19 protein-coding genes are annotated in these 21,170 nt (G+C 60.9%); 16 read left to right on the top strand and 3 right to left on the bottom strand.

The features are described 5' to 3' along the window. The first annotated feature begins 3 nt into the window (after nt 1-3). The 8 genes from ACVKN3_RS08505 (at nt 4) to ACVKN3_RS08470 (ending at nt 10,310) form a co-directional block, all read left to right on the top strand. Nucleotides 4-195: a DUF2158 domain-containing protein gene (locus ACVKN3_RS08505; RefSeq protein WP_456991552.1), complete on the top strand. Its 192-nt coding sequence runs from the start codon at nt 4-6 to the stop codon at nt 193-195. Nucleotides 196-238: 43 nt separating this feature from the next. After that, nucleotides 239-865, top strand: a complete 627-nt coding sequence (locus ACVKN3_RS08500; protein WP_354514356.1) for a putative metallopeptidase — start codon at nt 239-241, stop codon at nt 863-865. Between the two features lie 809 nt (nt 866-1,674). Continuing rightward, the gene (locus ACVKN3_RS08495; RefSeq protein WP_354514358.1) at nt 1,675-2,808 is read left to right on the top strand and encodes a phospholipase D family protein; all 1,134 of its coding nucleotides are present in this window, start codon (nt 1,675-1,677) and stop codon (nt 2,806-2,808) included. A 117-nt stretch (nt 2,809-2,925) separates the two neighbouring features. Beyond that, nucleotides 2,926-4,299 (top strand): hypothetical protein, encoded by a 1,374-nt coding sequence (locus ACVKN3_RS08490; protein WP_354514360.1) that lies wholly within the window; start codon nt 2,926-2,928, stop codon nt 4,297-4,299. A gap of 274 nt (nt 4,300-4,573) precedes the next feature. After that, nucleotides 4,574-5,194, top strand: coding sequence for a transcriptional repressor LexA (gene lexA, locus ACVKN3_RS08485; protein ID WP_354514362.1), 621 nt, complete (start codon nt 4,574-4,576; stop codon nt 5,192-5,194). Further along, on the top strand, nt 5,194-5,817 hold the full coding sequence (gene imuA, locus ACVKN3_RS08480) for a translesion DNA synthesis-associated protein ImuA (protein WP_354514364.1): 624 nt from the start codon (nt 5,194-5,196) through the stop codon (nt 5,815-5,817). The genes lexA and imuA overlap by 1 nt, the downstream gene beginning before the upstream one ends. 12 nt (nt 5,818-5,829) lie before the next feature. Beyond that, complete coding sequence (locus ACVKN3_RS08475; RefSeq protein WP_354514366.1) at nt 5,830-7,230, top strand: Y-family DNA polymerase; 1,401 nt, start codon at nt 5,830-5,832, stop codon at nt 7,228-7,230. Further along, the gene (locus ACVKN3_RS08470) at nt 7,227-10,310 is read left to right on the top strand and encodes an error-prone DNA polymerase (RefSeq protein ID WP_354514368.1); all 3,084 of its coding nucleotides are present in this window, start codon (nt 7,227-7,229) and stop codon (nt 10,308-10,310) included. The genes ACVKN3_RS08475 and ACVKN3_RS08470 overlap by 4 nt, the downstream gene beginning before the upstream one ends. A 202-nt stretch (nt 10,311-10,512) precedes the next feature. On the opposite strand, the gene ACVKN3_RS08465 is transcribed toward ACVKN3_RS08470, so the two are convergent. Further along, the gene (locus ACVKN3_RS08465) at nt 10,513-11,559 is read right to left on the bottom strand and encodes a hypothetical protein (protein ID WP_354514370.1); all 1,047 of its coding nucleotides are present in this window, start codon (nt 11,557-11,559) and stop codon (nt 10,513-10,515) included. A gap of 290 nt (nt 11,560-11,849) precedes the next feature. Here ACVKN3_RS08465 and ACVKN3_RS08460 point away from each other — a divergent pair, with 290 nt between their 5' ends. Then, nucleotides 11,850-12,056, top strand: a complete 207-nt coding sequence (locus tag ACVKN3_RS08460) for a hypothetical protein (RefSeq protein ID WP_354514372.1) — start codon at nt 11,850-11,852, stop codon at nt 12,054-12,056. Here the strand turns inward: ACVKN3_RS08460 and ACVKN3_RS08455 are convergent. After that, the gene (locus tag ACVKN3_RS08455) at nt 12,030-13,034 is read right to left on the bottom strand and encodes an SOS response-associated peptidase family protein (protein WP_354514374.1); all 1,005 of its coding nucleotides are present in this window, start codon (nt 13,032-13,034) and stop codon (nt 12,030-12,032) included. The two genes, ACVKN3_RS08460 and ACVKN3_RS08455, sit on opposite strands and share 27 nt — an antisense overlap. 295 nt (nt 13,035-13,329) lie before the next feature. On the opposite strand from ACVKN3_RS08455, the gene ACVKN3_RS08450 reads away from it, so the two are divergent. From ACVKN3_RS08450 to ACVKN3_RS08425, 6 genes are all read left to right on the top strand, one after another. Beyond that, complete coding sequence (locus tag ACVKN3_RS08450) at nt 13,330-13,611, top strand: hypothetical protein (RefSeq protein ID WP_354514376.1); 282 nt, start codon at nt 13,330-13,332, stop codon at nt 13,609-13,611. A 213-nt stretch (nt 13,612-13,824) separates the two neighbouring features. Next, on the top strand, nt 13,825-14,523 hold the full coding sequence (locus tag ACVKN3_RS08445) for a hypothetical protein (RefSeq protein WP_354514378.1): 699 nt from the start codon (nt 13,825-13,827) through the stop codon (nt 14,521-14,523). Nucleotides 14,524-14,659: 136 nt separating this feature from the next. After that, entirely contained in the window at nt 14,660-14,803 is a 144-nt protein-coding gene (locus tag ACVKN3_RS08440) for a hypothetical protein (RefSeq protein WP_354514380.1), read from the top strand. Nucleotides 14,804-15,156: 353 nt separating this feature from the next. Beyond that, the gene (locus ACVKN3_RS08435; RefSeq protein WP_354514382.1) at nt 15,157-16,413 is read left to right on the top strand and encodes an AAA family ATPase; all 1,257 of its coding nucleotides are present in this window, start codon (nt 15,157-15,159) and stop codon (nt 16,411-16,413) included. Further along, a complete protein-coding gene (locus ACVKN3_RS08430; RefSeq protein WP_354514384.1) occupies nt 16,400-17,236 on the top strand; it encodes a DUF4435 domain-containing protein in 837 nt (278 codons plus the stop codon). The genes ACVKN3_RS08435 and ACVKN3_RS08430 overlap by 14 nt, the downstream gene beginning before the upstream one ends. Before the next feature lie 216 nt (nt 17,237-17,452). Continuing rightward, a complete protein-coding gene (locus tag ACVKN3_RS08425; RefSeq protein ID WP_354514386.1) occupies nt 17,453-18,019 on the top strand; it encodes a hypothetical protein in 567 nt (188 codons plus the stop codon). A 280-nt stretch (nt 18,020-18,299) separates the two neighbouring features. Here ACVKN3_RS08425 and ACVKN3_RS08420 read toward each other — a convergent pair whose 3' ends face one another. Further along, the gene (locus ACVKN3_RS08420; RefSeq protein ID WP_354514388.1) at nt 18,300-18,821 is read right to left on the bottom strand and encodes a hypothetical protein; all 522 of its coding nucleotides are present in this window, start codon (nt 18,819-18,821) and stop codon (nt 18,300-18,302) included. 551 nt (nt 18,822-19,372) lie between these two features. On the opposite strand from ACVKN3_RS08420, the gene ACVKN3_RS08415 reads away from it, so the two are divergent. Next, nucleotides 19,373-21,082 carry a MobA/MobL family protein gene (locus ACVKN3_RS08415; RefSeq protein WP_354514390.1) on the top strand — a complete coding sequence of 570 codons (1,710 nt, stop codon included), beginning with the start codon at nt 19,373-19,375 and terminating at the stop codon, nt 21,080-21,082. Nucleotides 21,083-21,170 lie beyond the last annotated feature (88 nt).

Genomic DNA, 21,170 nt, shown 5'->3' with positions numbered 1-21,170 from the left:
GAGATGGGAATGAGTGAATTCAAGGCGGGTGATGTCGTATTCCACAAGAGCGGTGGGCCAGCGCTGGTCGTGGTTAACCCAGCATGGAAGGCAAAGCCAGATGCAGCGTCTAAGTGCTGGTGTCGCTGGTGGGCCGGGAGCGCGTTCGCGCATGAGACGTTCAGTCCGGCCGAACTTACGCCTGGGAAGAGCTAATACTGAAGCCGCCTTCGGGCGGCTTTTTTCTTTGAGGTGCACCGTGGACCGCCCGCTCCCCCCTGCTGCTATGGGCCAGTTCGTTGATGGTGCCGGTTGGGCCGACAGCTTCATCCCTGCGCCAGAGGTGCACGATTGGGCGGTGGCCACCTTCGTCGACGAGGGCGGCTTCCTTGCCAATGAGGACCACGCGCATCTACGGGACGCCTCGTTCTCGTTCCTCTGGGCAGCGTCCGGCTTCGAGAAGCGCGGGCGCTATGTGCTGGGCCAGTGCGAGGAGGTGACCTTCCGCTCCGGTGCCTGGCAGAAGGGGCGACAGGAACAGCAAATGGTCGGGTGGTACGGACACGTCCCCGACTTCCTGATCACCCTGGTCGCTGACTACAGCGCCACATGTTCGGACGCAGAGTTCTGTGCCCTGGTGGAGCATGAGCTGTACCACATCGGCCACGCCCGGGACGAGTTCGGGGCGCCCAAGTTCACGAAGGATGGTCGCCTTAAGCTGAGCCTCCGCGGTCACGACGTGGAAGAGTTCGTCGGGGTGGTTCGTAGGTACGGTGCCAGCGAGGGCGTTATCGTCCCGCCATGCCCATCATCGACTGGTCCACACCCTCTACTCCCGGCGCCCCGTTCTTCGCGATCATCGACGAGGCGATTGTGGGTTACGTGAATACCACAGCTTTTCCGGATGGAAGATGGCTGGCGAAGGTGCTTCCGAGGGGGTCAGGCAAATCTGGGTATCACGGCTATGCGAGGAGCCAGGCCCGTGCACGCTCGTTCGTGGAAAGATGGTTGGGGCACCATGCGCTCGACACGAAGGGCTGGCGTCGTCGCATCTCACGGCCTTGGGAAGAGCCGTTCAAGCGCCGTAAGCCAAAAGGGGCCGATGATAGGTCTTAGAGAGCATGATCAAAAGTTGACCAAACCCAGGCCAAAACAGACCATTCCAGACCAAGCCAATAAAAAAGCCCCTAAGCGAATCAATCACTTAGGGGCCATAACTGGTGGAGGTGGCGGGACCCTCTCGGGAAACGCCATAACCATCTGACCAGCAACGTGTTTGAACTCAGGGATTGGCCGAAAAACCGTACCTCAGTCGATACCAAGACGTTACCTTAGCTGCTTTTGAGGCCCTATGGACCAGGGTGGAACGCCGGGACGGTGGCTGCAAGACGTTAGGACCCAAAAAATCTCCTGCCGTAAGTACACCGGCTGAGCAAATTTTGCGTAATGCCAACGCACCCATTTTCTCGCCGAAAGCGTAGGCGCGACTGACGTTGCGCTACGCATCAAATGCAGCAGACAGTGATTGAGGAAGTGCGCAGGCGAGGAGTGAGCGATCACGCGCGCTGAATTCGTCAGCGAGCGCCGATCGGCCTCGGTCTCTCGCTACCATCGTAGCGCTTTCCGCGCGACAATCTACGGCATCGTCGCGCTGCTTCAATAGTCGGCGCGCGTTCAACCAAGGGGCTTTTAGAGATGGATCTTGTCTTATTGCCAGATGCGACGGTGAGCGCGCTGTCGTCGCACTACCGACGTGCCTTCACCCAAGCTGTGGAGCTGTACGTGATCTCGGCTTACCTGACGCATTGGGAGCCGCCTGCGCTGCTGCCAGCTTCGTGCGAGACCTTTAGCATCATCGTCGGCAGCGATTTTGGCCTGACCAAGAAAGCCGCTTGCGAGGCCGTCATGGGATGGCTTCCTGCACGATTTCGTCATCGATTTTTGGTTGCGGACGATATCAGCGGATTTCATCCGAAGGCGGTGTTTTGGCGCGACGGCGACGGCGTCTTCCACGCTTTGGTCGGGTCCTCCAATCTCAGTCGGGCCGCGTTTTCCAAGAATCACGAGGCGAATCTGTACACCACACTGACTCGTTCTCAGTTTGATGCAGTACGCACGTGGGTGGCGGCCATCGAAAAGGACTCGGTGCCGTGCTCGCCGGAGTGGCTTGAGGACTACGAGGAGGCGCCGCCGCCAAAGCCGCGCAAGCGTACCAAATCGGCAAAATCACGCTCAGGCGTTCCGGTGTTGCCTAACGTTCCCGACGCAGCAATTCTGTTGAAGGCGCGGCGTGCGCAAATGAAGGCCTACGAGGCCAATCGTCCGGCATTGGAACGCTTGTTTCGCCAATGTGCCGCCAAAGCCCTTACCAGCAAACAGTTCTATGAGGCGCTGCGTGACGTTTGGGGCTACGAGCACGAAAATCGACTGCAAGGAAGCGGGTGGGAGCGCACAGGCAAGAGCGCTGATTTTCGTCAGCTGAGCATCTCGTTCGTGCGCATCCTGGACGCCGGGGGCTTTGAGCGCGACGACGTGGTGGTGCAAGAGATTGACCGACTCGAGCACCTGCGCGTACCCGCTCGCGGTGCGTTTTTGTCCGAGATGCTGTGTCTGCGCTTTCCGGAGCTGTACCCGGTGCTTAACAAACCGGTGGCCCTATTCAAGAAGGCCAATGGCTTTCGCGCCCCATGGGGCGCTAGCGCTGGCTCGAAATACCTCTCCTTTGCCCTCTGGCTGCGCACGTTCGTGGCCAAGAGTGACGATATTTCGGCCGAAAATATCGCTGAACTGGATTATCTGATTTGGGGCGCTTACGGTCGAAAGACCTGACTATCGCATAGTGGTATCCATGAAAGCGGACTGGGTCTTGCCTTAACGCTTGGTGATGCCCCAGCAGCCATACGCCGTCGCCCAATGACGCCGTGACGCGCAAAACAGGAGTGCCACATGACAGTGTTCGAGTACTACGTGCAAGCTAAGTCGCCGGCGATGCCAAAACACATGGTGCCGTTCAAGGTCTTAATTGCCAAGCATGCCCCGCTAGTGGGTCCGATCGGAGCCTTGCAGAAGGTGCGGCCGATGACCCCGGTGATGTTCGGGCAGGCCGCTTTGGATGTGGGATATGCGCTGGCGACTCCCTGGGGCAGCACTCTCCTGGCGGGTCCAACAGTCGTGCAAGCTCTAGGCGCCTACTTGGCCGCACGCTTGCAATCGGTGATGGCGTCGGTCGACGTGGTGGCTGGCGAAGTCGTGAGTCGCGACTTCTTGCCTCTGCTGGATTCGTCGGATATGGCCAAGCTTAGTTATCTCTATGGCCAAGTGGTCGCGAGGCTGGCAGCAAATGAATGGCTGGGCGCGGACCCAGGCATGGCGTTCTTGCACAAATCGGTCTATACCGATGCGCTGTTGACTGGCAATGCCTTGGTCGTGGTCGCCAATACCCATCCAGACTATCTGGTGTCGGTGCAGACGGGCGCTTGGCACGTGTTTGAAGCCAAGGGTGGCCGAGACCGAGGTCGGCAGATCCGGAAGGGCTTGTGGCAAGTCCGTGGGGTTACCTCAATCGGTACGGTTGCAGTTGCACCGCCAGTGACTAAAGTCGTGGCATCGCTGCACGTCAAGAAAAAATCGGTGCCGCAACTCCCTTGGCGGATCGATGTGGTGAGCATTCCGCCCTCGGCGATGGGCGCAGGTGCTTTGGACGACGGCGAGGCGACCCAAGTCCAGCAGGCACCAACAGAGTTGGTCTTTGACGCGGATGTGGCTGCCCTGATGGCCGCTGCCGCGCAGTGGGCCGTGTTGAGCCAGCTGCCTGAAGATCCTGTTGAGATGTCGTCCATGACCGAGCAGAGTGAGGGTGCGTCGACACGTCGGCTTATGGGTGAAGATGCCGCTGTCTGGCTGCCCAGTCGTGCCCACATCGACGCGTTCCTCTTTGAGTTGTTGGTTTATTTGCGATACCGGGAGCACCTGAGGGACTCGCCGCGTCAGGCCCTTGGCATCAGCGACGCGCAGACCATGGTGGATGAGGTGGTGCCGTTGATCGGCAGCGCCGTCTCCGGCGAACGAGTGACTGCCGCCGTCAAAGCTGTATCCGTGTCTCCGGAGGGTCAGGATAGCGTTTTTGCTTTGCGCGCAGCTTCAACGCAGTTGGGGCTGGCAAAGCGTCATGAGGGCATCCTCGAGCTGCGCAACGATTCCCAATCGCGCGTGCGAGCGCGACTGCGTGCCCGGGCTTTGGCATTGCCGGATCGCGCGATCCAAACGGACGACCTTCCTCCCACGGCATGCGGCGCTGTGGTGTACGTGCCTGTAAGGTAGCCGACAGAAGGGGTGCACCGCCCCGGTGGTTGCCCTCATCCGGCCGAGTCAGTCATCGGCTCGATACTGCGTCCGATACCCGCGGTCATGTCGTTCCAGTTAGCCGACCGCGCGTCTTTGGCGGCCGGTCTCACCTCTTGAGACCCCCTCCCGACATCCTCGTCCCTGAACCCACCTCACCCCCTTTGTGAGGATCAGCGGCTAGGCGGTTGATCCTGGGTTGGGCAAATTTTGACTCTTTCATTTTCACCTAAAAGGGTGAAAAGTGGCCGCCATGAGCCTGATTCTGACCAGTCGCCAACACAATGTCCTCGACTTCATCCGAGACCGCCTCCGACGGGACGGGGAAGCGCCAACGCTGGAAGAAATCGGCCAAGCGATGGGCATCGAGCACGTGAGCGCTGTCCTGAAGCATGTGCGCTCCCTTCAGGCCAAAGGCCGACTGGTCATTGAGCCCAATCGCCCCCGTGGCATCCGACTGATTGAGGAGGTGGATCCGCTGGCCGCCGACACCTTGGACTTGCCCATGGTGGGTCGCATTGCCGCTGGTGAGCCGCTGTTTTCGGCCGAGCGGGTCGAGCGGAGCCTCCGGGTGTCCCGGTGGCTGTTCAAGCTCAAGCCCGATTATCTCGTCGAGGTGGTCGGCGACTCGATGCGCGACGAGGGCATCCTCAACGGCGACCTGGTGGGGGTCCACGCCACACCGGTGGCCCGCCACGGCCAGGTCGTGGCCGCCCGCGTCGGCGGCGACCGCTTCACCATCAAGCGGCTGCACCACCAAGGCGAGGTGATCCGCCTGCTGCCGAACAGCCCGGGCTATCACCCGATTGACCCCGATCCCACGGACGACTTTGCCATCGAAGGACTGTTTGCAGGCTTGGTCCGGAGAAGCTGATGGGCGCCGTGGTTGCTCTTTCGGACCTCGTCGACGCCCGGCAGGTCTGGCGCGGTCGTGCCGCCCCGATCCCAGCCGGCGACCAACCCACGGGCTTAGCGGCGCTGGATGCCGTGCTGCCGACCGCCGGCTGGCCCGACGCTTCGGTCTCGGAAATCCTCATGCCGCTGGACGGCGTCGGCGAGCTGCGCCTGGTCCTGCCCACGCTGGCTCGCCTGACGCAAGGCCAGCGCCCCGTGGTGGTCATCGCGCCGCCGTATGTGCCTTGCGCCATGGGCTGGCGCCAACGCGGACTGCGGCTCAGCCAGGTCCACTTCGTCATGGCGGCCGAAGCTGACGTGCTCTGGGCGGCCGAACAGTGCCTGCGCTCCGGGGCGTGCGCCGCCGTCCTGGTCTGGCCGAAGCAGGCCGACGACCGGGCTCTGCGCCGGCTGCAGGTGGCCGCCGCAGACGGCCAGGCGCTGGGCTTCGTCTTCCGGGACCGCCGCTACCTGGTCAACAGCTCGCCGGCCCCGCTTCGTCTGGAACTGGCCGCCCATCCGTCGCCCGCCATCTGGGTGCGCAAATGCCGCGGCGGCAATCCGCCGGCCCAGCCGGTGCCGTTCCCGGCCACGGTCCATTGAGGGCCGCCGACGATGCTCTGGGCGTGTGTATTGCTGCCATCCCTAGCGCTGGATGGCGTCCTCCGGCGTCAGCCTGACTCAGGCCCCTTGGTGCTGGTCGATGGCCCGGTGCAGACCCGGACCGTGGTCGCGCTCAACGCGGAAGCTAAGGCGGCAGGGCTTCGGGTCGGCCAGCGCCTCACGGCAGCCCAAGCTCTGTTGGCCCAGTTCGCGGCGATGCCCTACGACCAAGCCGACGTCGACCGCTGGCAGACCTTTCTGGCCGGCGTGGCCTACCGCTACAGCTCCGAGGTCGCGCTGCTGCCGCACGCGCTCGTGCTCGAGGTGAGTCGCAGCCATGGCCTCTTTGGCGATTGGCCGGCCATCGAGCGCCGCTTGCGCGACGATCTGACCGCGCTCGGGTTTCGCCATCGGCTGGCCGCCGCGCCGACGCCGCACGCGGCCTATGTCCTGGCCGGCGTCGCCCATGGCATGGCCGTGCTGGCCCCCGATCACCTGCGCCGCGCGCTCGATGCGGTGCCGGTGGGCAAAGCCCGCTTGCCTGCGGCGGCGACGGCGGCCCTGCCACGCATGGGCGTGCGCACGCTTGGCCAGTTGCTGCGCCTGCCGCGCGACGGCTTGCGTCGCCGTTTTGGTGCAGAGCTGCTCGATAGCCTAGACCAGCTGGTGGGAGACCGCCCCGCGGGCCTGTCGCTGTATGTCCCGCCCGACATGGTGGACTGGCGCATCGAGCTGACGCACGAGGTGGAGAACAGCGCCGCGCTGGTGTTTCCGGTCCGACGGATGACCAGCGATTTGGCGGCCTATCTGGCCGGTCGCGACGGCGGGGTCCAGCGGTTTGTCCTGCATCTGGAGCACCGCGAGGGCGCCACGGTGGTCACCATCGGCTTGCTGTCGCCCGAGCGCGGCGCCGCCACCTTGTTCGAAGCGGCCCGCGGACGCCTGGAGCAGACCCGCTTGCCGGCCCCCGTGCTGGCGCTTCGGCTGCGCGCCGATGACTTGCCCCCGTTCGTGCCGGAGGGGCGCGATCTGTTCGACGAGCGGCCAGCCAACGCCTTGCCACTGGGCCAGCTGCGCGAGCGGTTGCGCGCGCGCTTGGGCGACGAGGCGGTCTACCAGCTCGCCACCACGATTGATCCGCGTCCCGAACGATCGCAGCGCATCGGGGCCCAAGATGAGGGCGACATCGATCCCTGGCCGCGGCCCAGTTGGCTGCTGGAGCGGCCCATCCCACTGCGGGGTCCAGCGCCGACCGTGCTGGCGGGCCCCGAACGGATGGAGACCGGGTGGTGGGACGGGCAGCCGGTCCGGCGGGACTACTACGTGGTCGAGACCGCCGAAGGGCAGCGCGCCTGGGCGTTTTTGCCGCCCGGCGAGCACGCCGGTTGGATGCTCCACGGTTGGTTCGCATGAGCGCGACCGATCCGCCCGCGTACGCCGAGCTGCATTGCCTTTCCAATTTCAGTTTTCAGCGGGGGGCGTCGACCGCGCGGGAGTTGTTCGAGCGGGCCAAGGCCTGCGGCTACACCGCACTGGCCATCACCGACGAATGCTCCATGGCCGGCATCGTTCGCGCACTGGAGGCCTCCCGGGCCACGGGGGTGCGTTTGGTGGTCGGCAGCGAGATTAACCTGGACGACGGGCCCACTTTGGTGCTGTTGGCCGAGAGCAAGGCCGGTTACGTGGCGCTCTGTCGCCTGATTACCCAAGGGCGGCGCGCCGCCGAGAAGGGCACCTACCGCTTGACGCAGGCGGATGTCGCGGATGGCCTGCCAGGCACGCTGGCCCTGTGGGTGCCGGGCCGGACGCCCAGTGTAGAGGAGGGTGCATGGGTGCGGGCCACGTTTGGCGATCGGGCATGGCTGGCCGTTGAACTCGTCAAAGAGGTGCACGACGGCCGACGCTGGGCCCAATTGGAGGCCCTGGGTCGGCAGTTGGGCCTGCCCTGCGTCGCGGCTGGGGATGTGCATATGCATGTACGTCGACGCTTGCCCTTGCAGCACACGATGACGGCCATCCGGCATCGGCTGACCATCGCCGAGGCGGGCGGCGTGCTCTTTCGCAACGGCGAGCGGCACTTGCGCACGCGCGCCGCGCTCGAGCGCATCTATCCGCCGCAACTGTTGGCCGAAACGCTGCGCGTGGCCGATCGGTGCCAATTTTCGCTCGATGAGCTGCATTACGAGTACCCGGCCGAACTGGTGCCGTCAGGGGTGACCGGTGCGCAATGGCTGCGCCAGTTGACCGAAGCGGGTGTGCGTTGGCGGTGGCCCGACGGGCCGCCCGCCAAAGTCCGAGCGCAGATTGAGCACGAACTGGGTCTCATTGCGGAGCTGCGCTACGAGTCGTATTTCTTGACCGTGCACGACATCGTGCGGTTTGCACGCAGCGAAGGTATTTTGTGCCAGGGCCGGGGATCAGCGGCCAATAGCGCCGTGTGCTTTGCGCTGGGCGTGACGGAAGTGGATCCGTCTCGCTTTAATCTTCTCATGGAGCGCTTCATCAGCAAGGAGCGCAACGAGCCGCCGGACATCGACATCGATTTTGAGCACGAGCGGCGCGAAGAAGTCATCCAATACATTTACCGGAAATACGGGCGTGAGCGCGCGGCCTTGGCTGCGACCGTCATCTGCTATCGCGGCAAGAGCGCGGTACGCGATGTGGCCAAAGCCATGGGCTTGCCACTGGAACAGGTGGAGTTGCTCAGCAAGGTCTTCGCTTGGTGGGACGGCTCGGTGTCCTTGTGGGACCTGCTGCGCGAGCGCGGATTTGACCCCGACAGTCCGGTGATTCGTCAGGTCGTGGCGCTCACCGCTGAACTGATGGACCAGCCACGGCACTTGTCGCAGCATGTCGGCGGGTTCGTCATCGCCGACGCGCCGCTGCACGAGTTGGTCCCGGTCGAGAACGCTGCCATGGCCGACCGGACCATCCTGCAATGGGACAAGGATGACCTCGACACCATGGGCCTGTTGAAAGTCGACTGCTTGGCCCTGGGCATGCTCACCTGCGTCCAGAAATGCTTGAACTTGCTGCGCCAGCACGACGGGCAGTCCCTGACCATGGCGACGCTGCCCACGGAAGACCCGGCGACCTACGCGATGATCCAGCGGGCCGACACCTTGGGCGTGTTTCAGATTGAATCGCGCGCCCAAATGGCCATGCTGCCTCGGCATCGTCCGGAGAACTTCTACGACCTGGTGATCCAAGTCGCCATCGTGCGCCCAGGGCCTATCCAAGGCGACATGATCCACCCGTATCTGCGCCGGCGGCGCAACGAAGAGCCGGTGGATTATCCATCCGAGGACTTGAAGGCCGTCTTTGAGCGCACCTTGGGCGTGCCGCTGTTCCAAGAACAGGTGATGAAGCTCGCCATCGTGGCCGCCGGCTACACGGCCGGCGAAGCCGACCAGCTGCGCCGTGCTATGGCCGCCTGGAAGCGGCACGGAGGGATGGAGCACCACCGGGAACGGATCATGGCGGGCATGCTCGAGCGCGGCTACACCACGGCGTTCGCGGAGCAGCTGTTCGAGCAGATCAAAGGATTCGGCTCCTATGGTTTCCCTGAAAGCCACGCGGCGAGTTTCGCCGGCATCGTCTACGCCTCGTGCTGGCTGAAGTGCCATCACCCGGCGGCGTTTGCATGCGCGCTCCTCAACAGCCAGCCCATGGGGTTCTATGCCCCGAGCCAAATCGTCCAGCACGCGCAACGCCACGGCATCGCCGTTCGTCCGGTCGATGTGCGTCACAGCGAGTGGGACTGCTCCTTGGAGCCGGACCCACGGGGCTACTGGGCCATCCGTCTAGGATTTCGCCAAATCCGCGGAGTCGCCGAAACGGTGGCCCAGACCATCGTGCGCGCGCGGTCACAGCAGAGGTTTGTCGACATCGCCGACCTCTGTGCCCGCGCCGGCTTGGACAAGCGGCATCAGGACCTCTTGGCCGAGGCCAGTGCGCTGCGCGGGTTGGCGGGCCATCGTCACCGCGCCCAGTGGGCCATCGCCGGGGTCGAGCCCCAATTGCCGCTGTTCGGGGAGAGTCCGGTGGAGCACGTGGTGGTCTTGCCGCCGCCTACTCAGGCCGAAGACACGCTGGCCGACTACGCGCGGACGGGCGTGAGCCTGGGCCCGCATCCGCTTCAACAGATCCGACACAAATTGCATGCCGCGCGATGGGTGGACAGCCGCACATTGCGCTCGTTTCCGGACGGCCGATGGGTGCGGGCCGCCGGCGTGGTCACCTTGCGTCAGCGGCCGCAGACCGCCAGCGGAGTGACCTTCCTCACGATGGAAGACGAACACGGCCTGCTCAATGTCATCGTCTGGCGCAAAATCGCGCAAGCGCAACGGCGAGAATTGCTGGAAACCCGTTTGCTCGGCATTGAGGGGCGCTGGCAAGTGGAGGAGGGGGTCTGCAATCTGGTGGCGCGACGGCTGGTCGACCTCACGCATTTGTTGGGCGGCCTGGACGCGCGTTCAAGAGACTTTCGATAACGTTGGTCGTGCGCCTCAGCGCGGGGCTAACACGCTGCTGCCTTGTAGTAGCTCATGATCGGACCCGTGGAGATTGGTGACGCGCGCCGCAGGCGCAATCCTAGCTGCATGTGCTCCGGATTTGGCTCCTGGCCCTTGACAGAAGGCAATCTGGCGTCAGGATGCGAAGCCGATCGATTACAGAAAAATCGATCGGCATCCTTCATTTTGGACAAGGATTAAAAGTTATGAGAGTTCCTTCATCCAACGACCAGTCGCGGGAGGATCCGCCTATTGCGCTATTGTTGATGTTGGGCGCCATTGTGGTGACATTTATTGTGGCGGGCGCCGTTGCCCTGAGTTGGCATTGAAGCGGTGGCGTATCGCGACGAAGCTGGGTGCAAAGGTAAATAGCCGAGGGCACGACAACTATCGCTGCTGACAGTAAAAAACTTCGATACACATTGAATTTGCTCTTTGGCAACCAGGAAAATCTGTAATCATCGACGACAAGCATGCCGATAAGCACAGACGCAAGTAAGAGAAGAAACGCAAACGGTAGGCGCGCGTCGATATGCTTGGATGCGAGGTAGCAGCAAATTCCCGCGCAGAGAAAGACCGCCGATGCCCAAAAGTACCCAGTTTGACACCGCGGATAAAAAAGCCCCATTCCCCCGACAATGGCGGCCATAGCCGGTAGGCTGTAGGCAAAAAAGTCAAAAATTAGATCCGGGTCCTTTCGAAAACTTAAAACGATAACGCACGCTACGATAAGGGGAACGATGAGCGCGGCGAGAAGAGCCGTGCCGCTGAAAATCGACGGCACAGGAGCCCAAAAGTGACGGACTTGGATTCGAAAGAGTTGTTTCGGTGAACCGTTGAATTCGACTTCATTAAGCGTTCCTGTCTTGGCTTCCTTTCCTACCATCGTCAGCGCGATGTCGCCAATCTTGTCGCTCTCCGGGTGGCTGTCAACGAAAACTTGAATGGCTGTGAGAATCTTTTCGAGGGCTCGCTTTGCATCTTTCTTGTTGTTGGGAACTGCCCAATATACCGGCGGAAGCACTGTCAGCCGGTCGGTGCGAGTTAGGTGAGCGCTGGTGTTGAATCCGTTTAAATTCGATTTGGCATAGCTGGCAAAGTCTTTCTCCATTTGTGTTGTCCAACTCGCCTGCGGATGCTGTTCAAATGACGGAGAAAGAAGGCCGATTCCTGTGGTGTTGACTGGGGTGATGTAGATCCCGGCCAAACGTCGCTTACGGATGTTCATGCCTGTGCTCGTTTGGGGATGCCTCTCAAGCTACGCCTCAGTGAGCACACTTTAGGCAAGTTTTTGGCAAGTTCTGGGTCGGCCTAGAGATCGTGGACGGCAAACGCAAGCGCGTGGATTGTCCGATCCGAGTGCCATAAACGGTAATGGGCGCGAGGATCCGGCGTCGCCATTTTCGACAAGCCAGAAAGGCCAATGAAAGTGCTTTTGCGAGTTAATGCATGGCAATCGCTGGCAGGCGTGGGCGCGCTTTGATGAATCCAGCTACCTACCATATGGTCCACTTGGTCTTGACCCTGGTCCTTGGGGTATCGGGCCTCGCCAGCTGGCGCATCTACTTCCGATATGCCCGCGCGCACCGGCCTGAGACCTCCGCGTGGGTCATGATGAAGCGGTTGCGCAGCGAGGGAAATCCCGACGGCACATGGATGTTGATCGAGTCCGTCGTCGGCATCGCGGCGGGCATCGGCTTACTCGTGCTCATCTACGTTCGGTAGTCCGCGCTCTGCGGGAGCGTAGGCATACGTCACCGCTGCGGGATCATCCAGAATGGCCACCATTGCTGCCAAGCCGCTGGCCTGCGGATTGAGCCAAGCGTCCAAGTGTTCGGGCTTGATGGCGATGACACTGCGGTCATGGCCGGCGGCAATGAAGTCGGGCAGGGGTGCGCCGGTGATGGCGGCCACGGTGTAAAAGCCTGACTCATCTCCTTCAGGTTCGACATACCGCCAAAGGCACGCCAACAGCAGATCCTGCTCTGGCTCTGGGCGAAACTCGACCTCCACCGGCACTTCCCGTTCGCCGGGCACCAGGGCGCGACGGTCGAGGCGGTGAAGCGCAACAGACTCGTAGATGCTTCGAGCCACCATCACCCCGTGGGTCGCTCCCCATAGTTCCCGCCAAGCCGTGCTCAGCTTGTCCCGACGCGCGTTATAGGTGCCGTCCCACTTCTTCTCATCGGCTTCGGTCCAACTGGGAAGCCGACACCGGTAGCGCATGGGCACGACTCGTCGTTCGCCGGTGGCAGGGTCCCGCATCACCACCAGGGTGATGCCGCCCGGCCAGATGCGGTCGTAGCCGTCGCCCACGGCATGGTTGTGAACCTCGAGCAGCTTGGCCCTTGCCGCAGCGATCTTCTTGGCGGCCACCCGCTGATCGGTCTCGGCCTTCTTGGTGGGCCTAGGGCCTGCCAGCACGGCCTTAGCCTTGGCCAAGCGAGCCCCCTGCGCGGCCAGCTCGTCCTCAAGGGCGAGCGCTGCAGCTTGGTAGGCGTCGAGCGCAGCCGCTTTGGCGTTCTGCTCGGCCGGGTCGCTTGAGTCGAGGAAAGCATTGCGCAGGCCCTTGGGCACCCGCTGGGTCCAGGTCCCGTGCTTCTTCGACCAGCCCGCCATCTGGATGTAAGCGTCCAGGTCCAGATCGCCGCCGAGCCGCTGGTAGGACCGAAAGTCGCTGGCGATTTGAGCGGAGTAGCACATGCGGAATGGTCCGAGACGGGGGCTGGGTTTGCGTCGTCAACCGTTATCACGATGGGGCAGGGCGACAGTCACCAAAAGCGTGAGCGACTCAGACCGGCTCAAGCCCTGTCACGGTACGCGGCAGGTATCGGTTGCCTTGAAGCGCCCCATCATAACGCTACGCCGTCGGGCTGCTGCCGAGTCAGACCAAAGCATTGCCATCCTCTGGCAACCTCCACTGCGACGGCTGAGGGGCTGATACCCCGGTGAACAAGCGCCTTCCGTTGGTGAGCGGTCACACGGTTACAATCCCCCAATGCGTCCTGACGAAGAACTTATCCTCGCTGTTGCTGAGATCGTGCGCGACTCGGTGGCCATGAATGACGCTACCCTGGCGGGCGACTTCGATGAGGCTCGATTCCGAGCCCAGTTGATCGTCGCCAAGGCTGACGCCGCAGGCCACCTGGATCTGGTGCTGGCCGCTGCTTACACATTGGACCGGTTGGGGGCCGCGGGCAGTAGACCCCGGGACGGCTACGGCGCAGGCATGCTTCGAGTCGCCAATGAACTCGACAAGATCGGGTTCGAGCCACTCTGATCAAGCCTTATCGTTCGGACGGTGGCTCAGCTGGCCTACGACGAGAGCATCCGGCAGGCATCGTTGCAAAGCGGGCCAACGCAGCAGTGAGAAAATCGAAGATAGCCACGCAGTAATCGACCCCTGCTAGCTCAAGCAGACGGCACGCGTCAGATCCGTCTCAAGGCGTGAGATTCCCGGCGTGCATGCTGCCATCCTCGCAAAGGGGGTGACATGGATAATCAAATTCTCTTGCAGCTCGCCAGCCTCTTTGGGTCGGCAACTGCAGTGTTTGCCTGGCAGAAGGTTTATACACGCATGGTGTTTACCCGGCTGAAGGCGAAGAACCTTCGACGAAAGCGTTGGAATAAGCTCTTACAGAACGATAATTGGCGAACGGCAAATCCGCTCGTGCTTGAGGACGCGTTCGTGGAAGCTCACGGCTACTCGCTATCCGACCGTGACATCCGCTTTGCCCTGGGACGGAGCAATACGCGATCCTTGCTGCGCGAATTGCGTCAGAGCAAGGGCATGGTTCGCCTCACGGCCGATGAATTGGGTTACGCGCCCTGGCGCGGACTCAAGTTCAAGCGGTGGAGCTATCACGCCCATAGTGTGGCAGCGTTTTTCCTGGGCTACCTTCCCTTCACCGTGCTTTTTCTCGGGGCGCCCCTCATTGGCAAGCATATGCCTGCCGGAGTGCAGATTGGGCTTCTCGTGATGACGTTCGCCGTGCTCATCATGGGCTTGCTCATGGCAAGCTGGTTCGAGGCGGCGCACCGTGTGGTCGAGGAAGTCGACGACCGCTACCCGCGTTGGACTGCGGTCTGTTTGTCCAAGCGCTTGGCCGTCAACGACGATAAGGCTGCTGTTGAGTCATCGGTCGGAGACCGAGGCAGTCGTGGCCCAGACGTTTGTGCCCCTGTTCGCTAGCGCCACGGCCACCCGGTCGGCCCAGCGGATGGGCGAGCCCAAGAAACGCGGAAGAGGGCCGGCCGGCGATGTGGCCACCACATACAAGTGCATGACCTAATGCACGGGCGCGTGGAACTGGGCCCCGGGCACCAAGGTGGCCGCCAACCCGTTCGCCCAGTGGCGCAACCAGAACCGGCGGAAATTGCCGAAGGTCGAGCGCCGCCAGACGGTGCTGCCGACCAAGCAGGCGGAAGGCGTGGCCTGGCTCAAGGGGCTCTTGGCGCTTCGCGACGCCTAGGACCACGCCTTGGCGGTGACGGCCGACTATGTGTTGATGGCGGCCCTTTGGGGAGTGTTGGAGCAGGCCGGGCTGAATGTTGTCGCGCTTACCGCGGAAACTCGCCAGAAGCTGTCTTGAAGAAAGCTTTAGGCCTAAAAAGTCACACGTGTATCATTCCCGGCCGAAAGGCGAAGGTCCAGAATTCTCTCAGTCAGCAGTGCCGATTTTGCTTACCGCGTTGATCGATTACGCTATTTTTGACCGTCGATGAGAAAGTACCTGCAAGGATGTCAGGTTTTTCCTACAGACAAGTGGTCCGGTCTGGGGCAACATCACGCCCATTTGCTGCCTACGCAGGCTTGGACAAGTACATGTACACAATTCAATCGATCGAGATCGGTGGCTTCTGGCACCAGCATAGAGTTGAAGCTCATTTCAACTCTGAGGTGAATGTAATCATTGGTCGCAATGGCACTGGTAAGACCACTTTCATGAACATCTTACATGGGGTGCTGGCGGTTGACCTAGAGGCGCTTGAGGGTAACCAGTTTGATAATGTTTTAGTTATCTTGAAAGACGAAGAAGGTCGTAAGCGGACAGTCAAAGTTGAGAAGACCGAGGATAAAGAACGCGGTTATTCCTACTTAGAGTACCGAATCTCTAGCCGCAAGTTCGTCATCGTAATGGCATGGGCTGAAGAGGGCCCGCGCCACATATTTGCCCGACGCAAAGCCAACGAACAGGCCTCCGAGGTAAGGGAGGTTCTTGCTGAACTCTTGTCTCTTGCATCGCTTTCGGTATATCGACTCCGGATCGACCCGGACACTGACCCCCGAAGCGCCGGCCGGAGGATCGCAGCACCTGTCGACTCGCGCCTGGCTGAATTGACCCAGCAGCTTACACATTACCAACTGGAGCTGTCGCAGCAAGCCCAGGATGTGTCAATCAACTTACAACGCCAAGTCCTGACATCTCTGCTCTACGAGAAAGAGGCTGATTCGCGCGCGATCTCGCTTTCCTTCAATGCTCAAGATGAGCGAAGCAAGTTGACCCAGGCATACGCCCAGCTTGGCGTCACCGGTAGTGGTGTAACTAAGCGCATTATTGATCACGTTGCTTCGATTGAGCAGGCGGTGAAAGCGCTGTCTGAAAAACGAGCGGGATCTGAAGTTGACTTCGCCACATTTGACGCGAAACGTCGTACTGAAAAAGTTGTGAAGCTTTCGCTCGAAGCTCGGAAAAAGACCACTGAGATCTATAAACAGATCAATCTCTTTCTCACGATGATAGGGACCTTTATAACTGACAAAAAGTTCAGTCTTATCGGTGGAGACCTTCGTGTTGAGGCGACATCGGGAACGCTCCCCTTGGAGCGTCTTTCTTCTGGTGAGAAGCAACTTCTTATTCTCTTGATTGAGGCGCTACTGCAGCGAGAGCGGCCGTTTGTATTTCTGGCTGACGAGCCAGAACTTTCCTTGCATATCGCATGGCAAAAAAGAATTGTGCCCGCAGTGCAGAAAATGAATCCTAACGCGCAAATCATTGTTGCGACCCACTCGCCAGAGGTTGCCGGTCGTTATGCGAATTCAACAATCGACATGGAAGATGTAATTCATGGCGCAGCTTGAGTATTCGCTTGAGGCACTCAACGTTCTAAGACGATTCTATCGTGCCGACGTACTGGTATATGTCGAGGGCGAAGACGACATTCCGTTCTGGTCCGCTGTGTTCAACGCAGCTGGTGGATCGACGGTGGTTGTTGAAGAAGTTGGGGGTGTAGCCGAACTTGATAAATTGATTGAGCGCATCGAAGCGGACGACGCATCGCTTGTGGTCGCAAGAGATGCGGACTACAGCTTACTCAGCGGTTCTCGTAGCAAGAGCCCGAGGGTTATTTACTCGATGGGGTATTCTATTGAAAACTCTCTTTATACGACGGCGGTTATAAAGCGGGTCGCGCATCTCGAGAATCGAAAGATGGCGCCGAGGGAAGAAGATATCAGGGCGTGGCTACGCGAAATCGCAAGTGCGCTCTTCCCGGTAGTCGTTAATGACATTGCGAGTTGCCTTGATCGACTAGGCGTCGTGGCACTTAGCGACAATTGTGAAAGTTTCATGGTCAATCGTAGCTCACCGCTCACCTCTCCATCGAAGATTGCAGCGAGACTTGCCACAATCGAGAAAAAAGTCTCATCTGCATCAAGAGCAAGGGCCGAGGCTGTATTAAAGAAACATGGCGGCTACCACGAACTTATGTTGCGAGGTCATGTGCTCGAATCCGCAGTTGTGCGTTTTGTGCAACAGCATGCAGGTAGGAATGTTGCTAGAAATACTGTTTACTCTACTGCGATGACGATGTTTGAGAGTTCTTTAGGTAGAGACCACCCTCACTCGGAATATTATGCTACTGCTGCGAAGGGTGCCTTGAATAATATTTCTCAAGCAGCGTAGTTTCGTCAGGAGACTGCAATCGATGGCTGGATGACTTGAAAAAAACGACCCTGCCAAGTCGCCACTCTAACGAAGCTGTTTCAAGGGCATTGCCATGCAGTTAGTCAGCTTGGCCGCATTCCAGCGACGAGCAGTGCGGTGATAAAGCGTTGCATGGCGCCCCATCAAAATCACTGCTTGTGGTTAAACTTGATCGCGATGACCCCAAGAGTGCCTATGATACCGCTGCGCTTTCGCCCTTGGACTTGGCTGCGGCAGGGGTTGTCACTGCTGTTCTCCGGCTCCGCGCGGGGCACTCAGCTGTCCTCCTTTCACGATGTGTACGACCTCATCGACACCGTGGCTCACGACGGCGTAGCACCCGACGCATTGATTAAGCCTTTCGTCAGCCACGGCATCAATCTGGTGGCCTTTGAAGGAGTGCCGTGGTCCCGCGATACGTCCGATGTCGTTTTGCTTGACGGCACGCGCCTGCCATCCATGAACCACTGGCTAGGGAATGGTGTTGTGCCGCCGAATTTCATGACCTTCATGGACACCAACACCTGCGTCAGCGCGTGGGCCATTGCAGGTCATTACGGACTCCACGAGGCACCGGTCTTCGTGACGACGCCGACTCCGCCTGCAAATCCTTCGGTCGTACCGTCGGCTCATCCAAAATCGCTGCGGAGTATGAGCGGCCCGGTCGATAAGCTGGTCTTGACGATCATGTATTGGACGCCTGACGATGCGCCTAGGTCCGATGCATGTGTGCATCAGCTCACGCTTGATGAGCCTAGATGAGAAGGTGCAGCGGCTCTCACTCATCTCAGGGGGCGACGTTGGAGCGTCGAGCGGTGATAGTGGGTGCCGTCGGTACCCTGAACGATGCGGGCTAGCCGGAAGCAGGAATCGTCAGAAGTGCCTCCACCCGTTGGGTGCATGCGCCGGAAGCACAGCTCATACGCCGCTCTAAGTCCTAACTGTCTCGTGTCTCCGCATGACATGGGTCACGCCCGCATGGCTGTGCCATGCAGGCGCATCATTATCCAGCGTTATGCCATCAGCGTAGGGACGAAGAACTCTAGAGTCGAGTGCGAACGACAGCTGGTGGAGCCTGCACCAACTCGTATTCAATCTGCCGCGCGCTTTGTTTTGCCAATTCCTCTCCGGCGACCTGGGCGTACCACTCGTCTTGGTTGGTGCTCATCAGCGCTTGCACGTCGGGCAGAGCTTGCTGCAAGTCCAACGAGCCTTGCGCTGGGTGCGCGCGCTTAGCTAACGTGTGGTGAAAGCGGTGTGCTGCCCGAGCGCTGTCCGATGGTCGCGGTTGATCGGCTTCGATCATATAGTGGAGGAGCGAGTGATCGCCGGAGGCAAAAGCGTAGCGCGCATCCCGGCGAATGACCCAGTTCAGCTGAAGATAGACCACGGCAAGCTTGCGCAGCTCAGCCATGAGTTGGCGCTGCCTTCGGAACAGCCTGCCGCGGTGTGCGCCGTCGCGAGGCGACCAGTACATGTAAATGCCGCTGGATTCCTCCAGGACTTTGAACTGCAACGCGCGAGCAAAAGCCAACCACTGATTCCATGTATTGCCGCTCATCATGAGCCCGACCTCCGTGTTGATGTGGTCACGCTAAAGCCAGTCGCGGCTTTGTCAACCCGAGCCAACTGACGCCGACCATCGGACCAGCTGAGCCGTCGGACCGTCAAGCGATCACGTTTCAATCGGAGGCCTTTCGCGTGGGATTTGCGCGGGACCTTGCCACAAAGTTGAAAGGTCATCCTTGCGGTATTTTTCGGCAACGAGCGAAACGCGCGTCTATTTATTCCGTTGGAATAACGCGTCGAGCGCAAAGCGATGCATATGCGTTGAGCTGGGATCTTGCAACGCGCCAAGCCGCCCATCGGGCGACTGTCTGTCGGGACGAAACGACCCGCGTGCGCGAAAAATTGCGAATGAGCAAAGATTGCTCGACAAACTTGACCAAGTTGGCAATACGCAGAATCGGCATCACAGATCGCTTGACGATTGTGAATTACACGCTTGAATGCAGGGCAGGGGGCGGCGCTGAGGAAGACCGGAGGCGCCTCTCACGGAGTAAGAGAAGTCGGTCAGGACGACCGGCGCCTATGGCTGTTTAGACAAGGAATGTCATGAATCAACATTTTAGCGCTCGCCCCCATTTGACTGTGCATACTCGGTCGAAGAATCACTCGGCGGTTGCCGGGTGCGCGTATCGACTGGGTCTGAAGCTTTACGACGAGCGAACCAAAACTTGGCACGACTATAGAAAACGGGCACTGAGCCGCGCAGTGGTGCATGCATTGACCGTCGCGCCGTCCGATGCGCCGCAGTGGGCGACGGACCCAGCAGCGCTGTGGAATGCGGCGGAGAGCGCGGAACGTCGACGCGACGGACAGGTGGCCCGGGACTACCGCGTCCCTGTGCCCTTGGGTTTCACCGACGAACAGGGTATTGATCTCGCCGAGGCCCTTGCCCGGTTCATCGCGGAGGAGTTTGGAACTGCTGTGTCGTTCGCATTGCATCGGGATGCGAAGCACGATGCATTCGGAAAGCCAAAACCTGAGGGCATGCGTGGCCTGCATGCTCACCTGTATTTCCCCACTCGCCCCGTCAAAACTGGGTCCATTGAAGGCGCGCCTGCATTCGGCAGAAAGATCGCCGAATTCCGGGACCAAGAGTCGGGCGCAGCGGCCATCGAACTCCTCAATAGCAAATGGGCGGAACTGAGCAATCTCATCGCGTCCTCCAGCGGGCTCAGCGTGCGGGTCGATCATCGGAGCTACAAGCGGCTTGGCATCGCCCGCGCACCGGAGCCGCAGTTGGGGCAGGCAGCCACCGCGCTCGAGCGCTCCGGCCAAACCACGCGGCTTGGCGATGCGCTGCGCGCACACCGCGCCGCCAGACATGGAGCTGACCCGAAGGACCAGGCGGTCACGGAAGGCGGTGAGCCGATGCCATTCAATGCGAGCCCTGTGAATGCACGGGCTGCTGCTCCAATCGCTCCGAGCCTTACGCCGGGACAGGTGCATACGACCCCAGCGAGCGCTGCGCTGGCCCGCCCCCCGGGCGCTCCGACCACGCCGCCAGTGGCACCCGCCAAGGCCCCGCCGGTCACGCTCCGCGCCCCGAGGCTGACCCGTGCAATGATCGCCGAGTCGCCTGCGGCCTGGGAGGTGCCCCGCGCCGTCCCGTCGTTGGCCGATCGCTTCGGTGAGGCCTACGCGGCGCGCACGAAAGCCGCCGGCGTGCCTATGGACACCGCCGTGCTGGTCATCGTCCAAGCCATCGGACGAGCGCTGGCCGGGCTGATGTTTGTCATGCGCGCACTCCTTCACCTCGATGCGGACTACAAGCGGTTCGCGACGGCCAAGCACGACAACGAGTGGGTAGCGGACCAGCAGCGCGGGGCGCTGGCCGATCTGCGGCAGGAGCACGCAATGGCGCGCAAACCGTATACGCCGCGGATGTCGGCGGCGCACCGGGGACGCTTAGCCAAGATTCGCACGCTTGAGGAAGAATTGGCGGACAAATACCGGTTGTCGCAAAGCATCGACGAACAGTTGCACGGCATCTCCAGACGCTCACAGCCCTGGCGATTACGCGGCCTCAATGAGCGCCGCTTGCTCAAGCTGAGCCTAACAGAGCTTCACGCGCGGGACGCGGAAGCGACGAATGACCTTTTGGGTGTGGCAGCCGAGGATGAATTGCCATGGCTGAAACTTCTCACTGCCAGGAGCGAACCGACCGTGTCGCTGCAGAAGCTGGCTGATGCCGCTGAAGCTGGAGAACGCAAGACCAACCAGGGTGCTAAGCACGCGTTCCGACCGCCGAAGCGCTGAGCGACTCCATGTGTCGACTGCAAGCGCCTCGCCTTCTAGCGAGGCGCTTGCATGCACTGACCGCACATCCGGACGCGGTAGCTAAGAC

This window comes from Luteibacter sp. PvP120, from assembly GCF_054055715.1.
Note: the sequence above shows the minus strand (reverse complement) of the source record. Positions and strands in the feature narration are given on the sequence as shown.

Excerpts from the sequence above, each read along its gene's own strand:
- ACVKN3_RS08505 (WP_456991552.1), top strand. The coding sequence starts at position 4 with ATGGGAATGAGTGAATTCAAGGCGGGTGATGTCGTATTCCACAAGAGC.
- ACVKN3_RS08495 (WP_354514358.1), top strand. The coding sequence starts at position 1,675 with ATGGATCTTGTCTTATTGCCAGATGCGACGGTGAGCGCGCTGTCGTCG.
- ACVKN3_RS08490 (WP_354514360.1), top strand. The coding sequence starts at position 2,926 with ATGACAGTGTTCGAGTACTACGTGCAAGCTAAGTCGCCGGCGATGCCA.
- lexA (WP_354514362.1), top strand. The coding sequence starts at position 4,574 with ATGAGCCTGATTCTGACCAGTCGCCAACACAATGTCCTCGACTTCATC.
- imuA (WP_354514364.1), top strand. The coding sequence starts at position 5,194 with ATGGGCGCCGTGGTTGCTCTTTCGGACCTCGTCGACGCCCGGCAGGTC.
- ACVKN3_RS08475 (WP_354514366.1), top strand. The coding sequence starts at position 5,830 with ATGCTCTGGGCGTGTGTATTGCTGCCATCCCTAGCGCTGGATGGCGTC.
- ACVKN3_RS08470 (WP_354514368.1), top strand. The coding sequence starts at position 7,227 with ATGAGCGCGACCGATCCGCCCGCGTACGCCGAGCTGCATTGCCTTTCC.
- ACVKN3_RS08465 (WP_354514370.1), bottom strand. The coding sequence starts at position 11,559 with ATGAACATCCGTAAGCGACGTTTGGCCGGGATCTACATCACCCCAGTC.
- ACVKN3_RS08455 (WP_354514374.1), bottom strand. The coding sequence starts at position 13,034 with ATGTGCTACTCCGCTCAAATCGCCAGCGACTTTCGGTCCTACCAGCGG.
- ACVKN3_RS08450 (WP_354514376.1), top strand. The coding sequence starts at position 13,330 with ATGCGTCCTGACGAAGAACTTATCCTCGCTGTTGCTGAGATCGTGCGC.
- ACVKN3_RS08445 (WP_354514378.1), top strand. The coding sequence starts at position 13,825 with ATGGATAATCAAATTCTCTTGCAGCTCGCCAGCCTCTTTGGGTCGGCA.
- ACVKN3_RS08435 (WP_354514382.1), top strand. The coding sequence starts at position 15,157 with ATGTACACAATTCAATCGATCGAGATCGGTGGCTTCTGGCACCAGCAT.
- ACVKN3_RS08430 (WP_354514384.1), top strand. The coding sequence starts at position 16,400 with ATGGCGCAGCTTGAGTATTCGCTTGAGGCACTCAACGTTCTAAGACGA.
- ACVKN3_RS08425 (WP_354514386.1), top strand. The coding sequence starts at position 17,453 with ATGATACCGCTGCGCTTTCGCCCTTGGACTTGGCTGCGGCAGGGGTTG.
- ACVKN3_RS08420 (WP_354514388.1), bottom strand. The coding sequence starts at position 18,821 with ATGATGAGCGGCAATACATGGAATCAGTGGTTGGCTTTTGCTCGCGCG.
- ACVKN3_RS08415 (WP_354514390.1), top strand. The coding sequence starts at position 19,373 with ATGAATCAACATTTTAGCGCTCGCCCCCATTTGACTGTGCATACTCGG.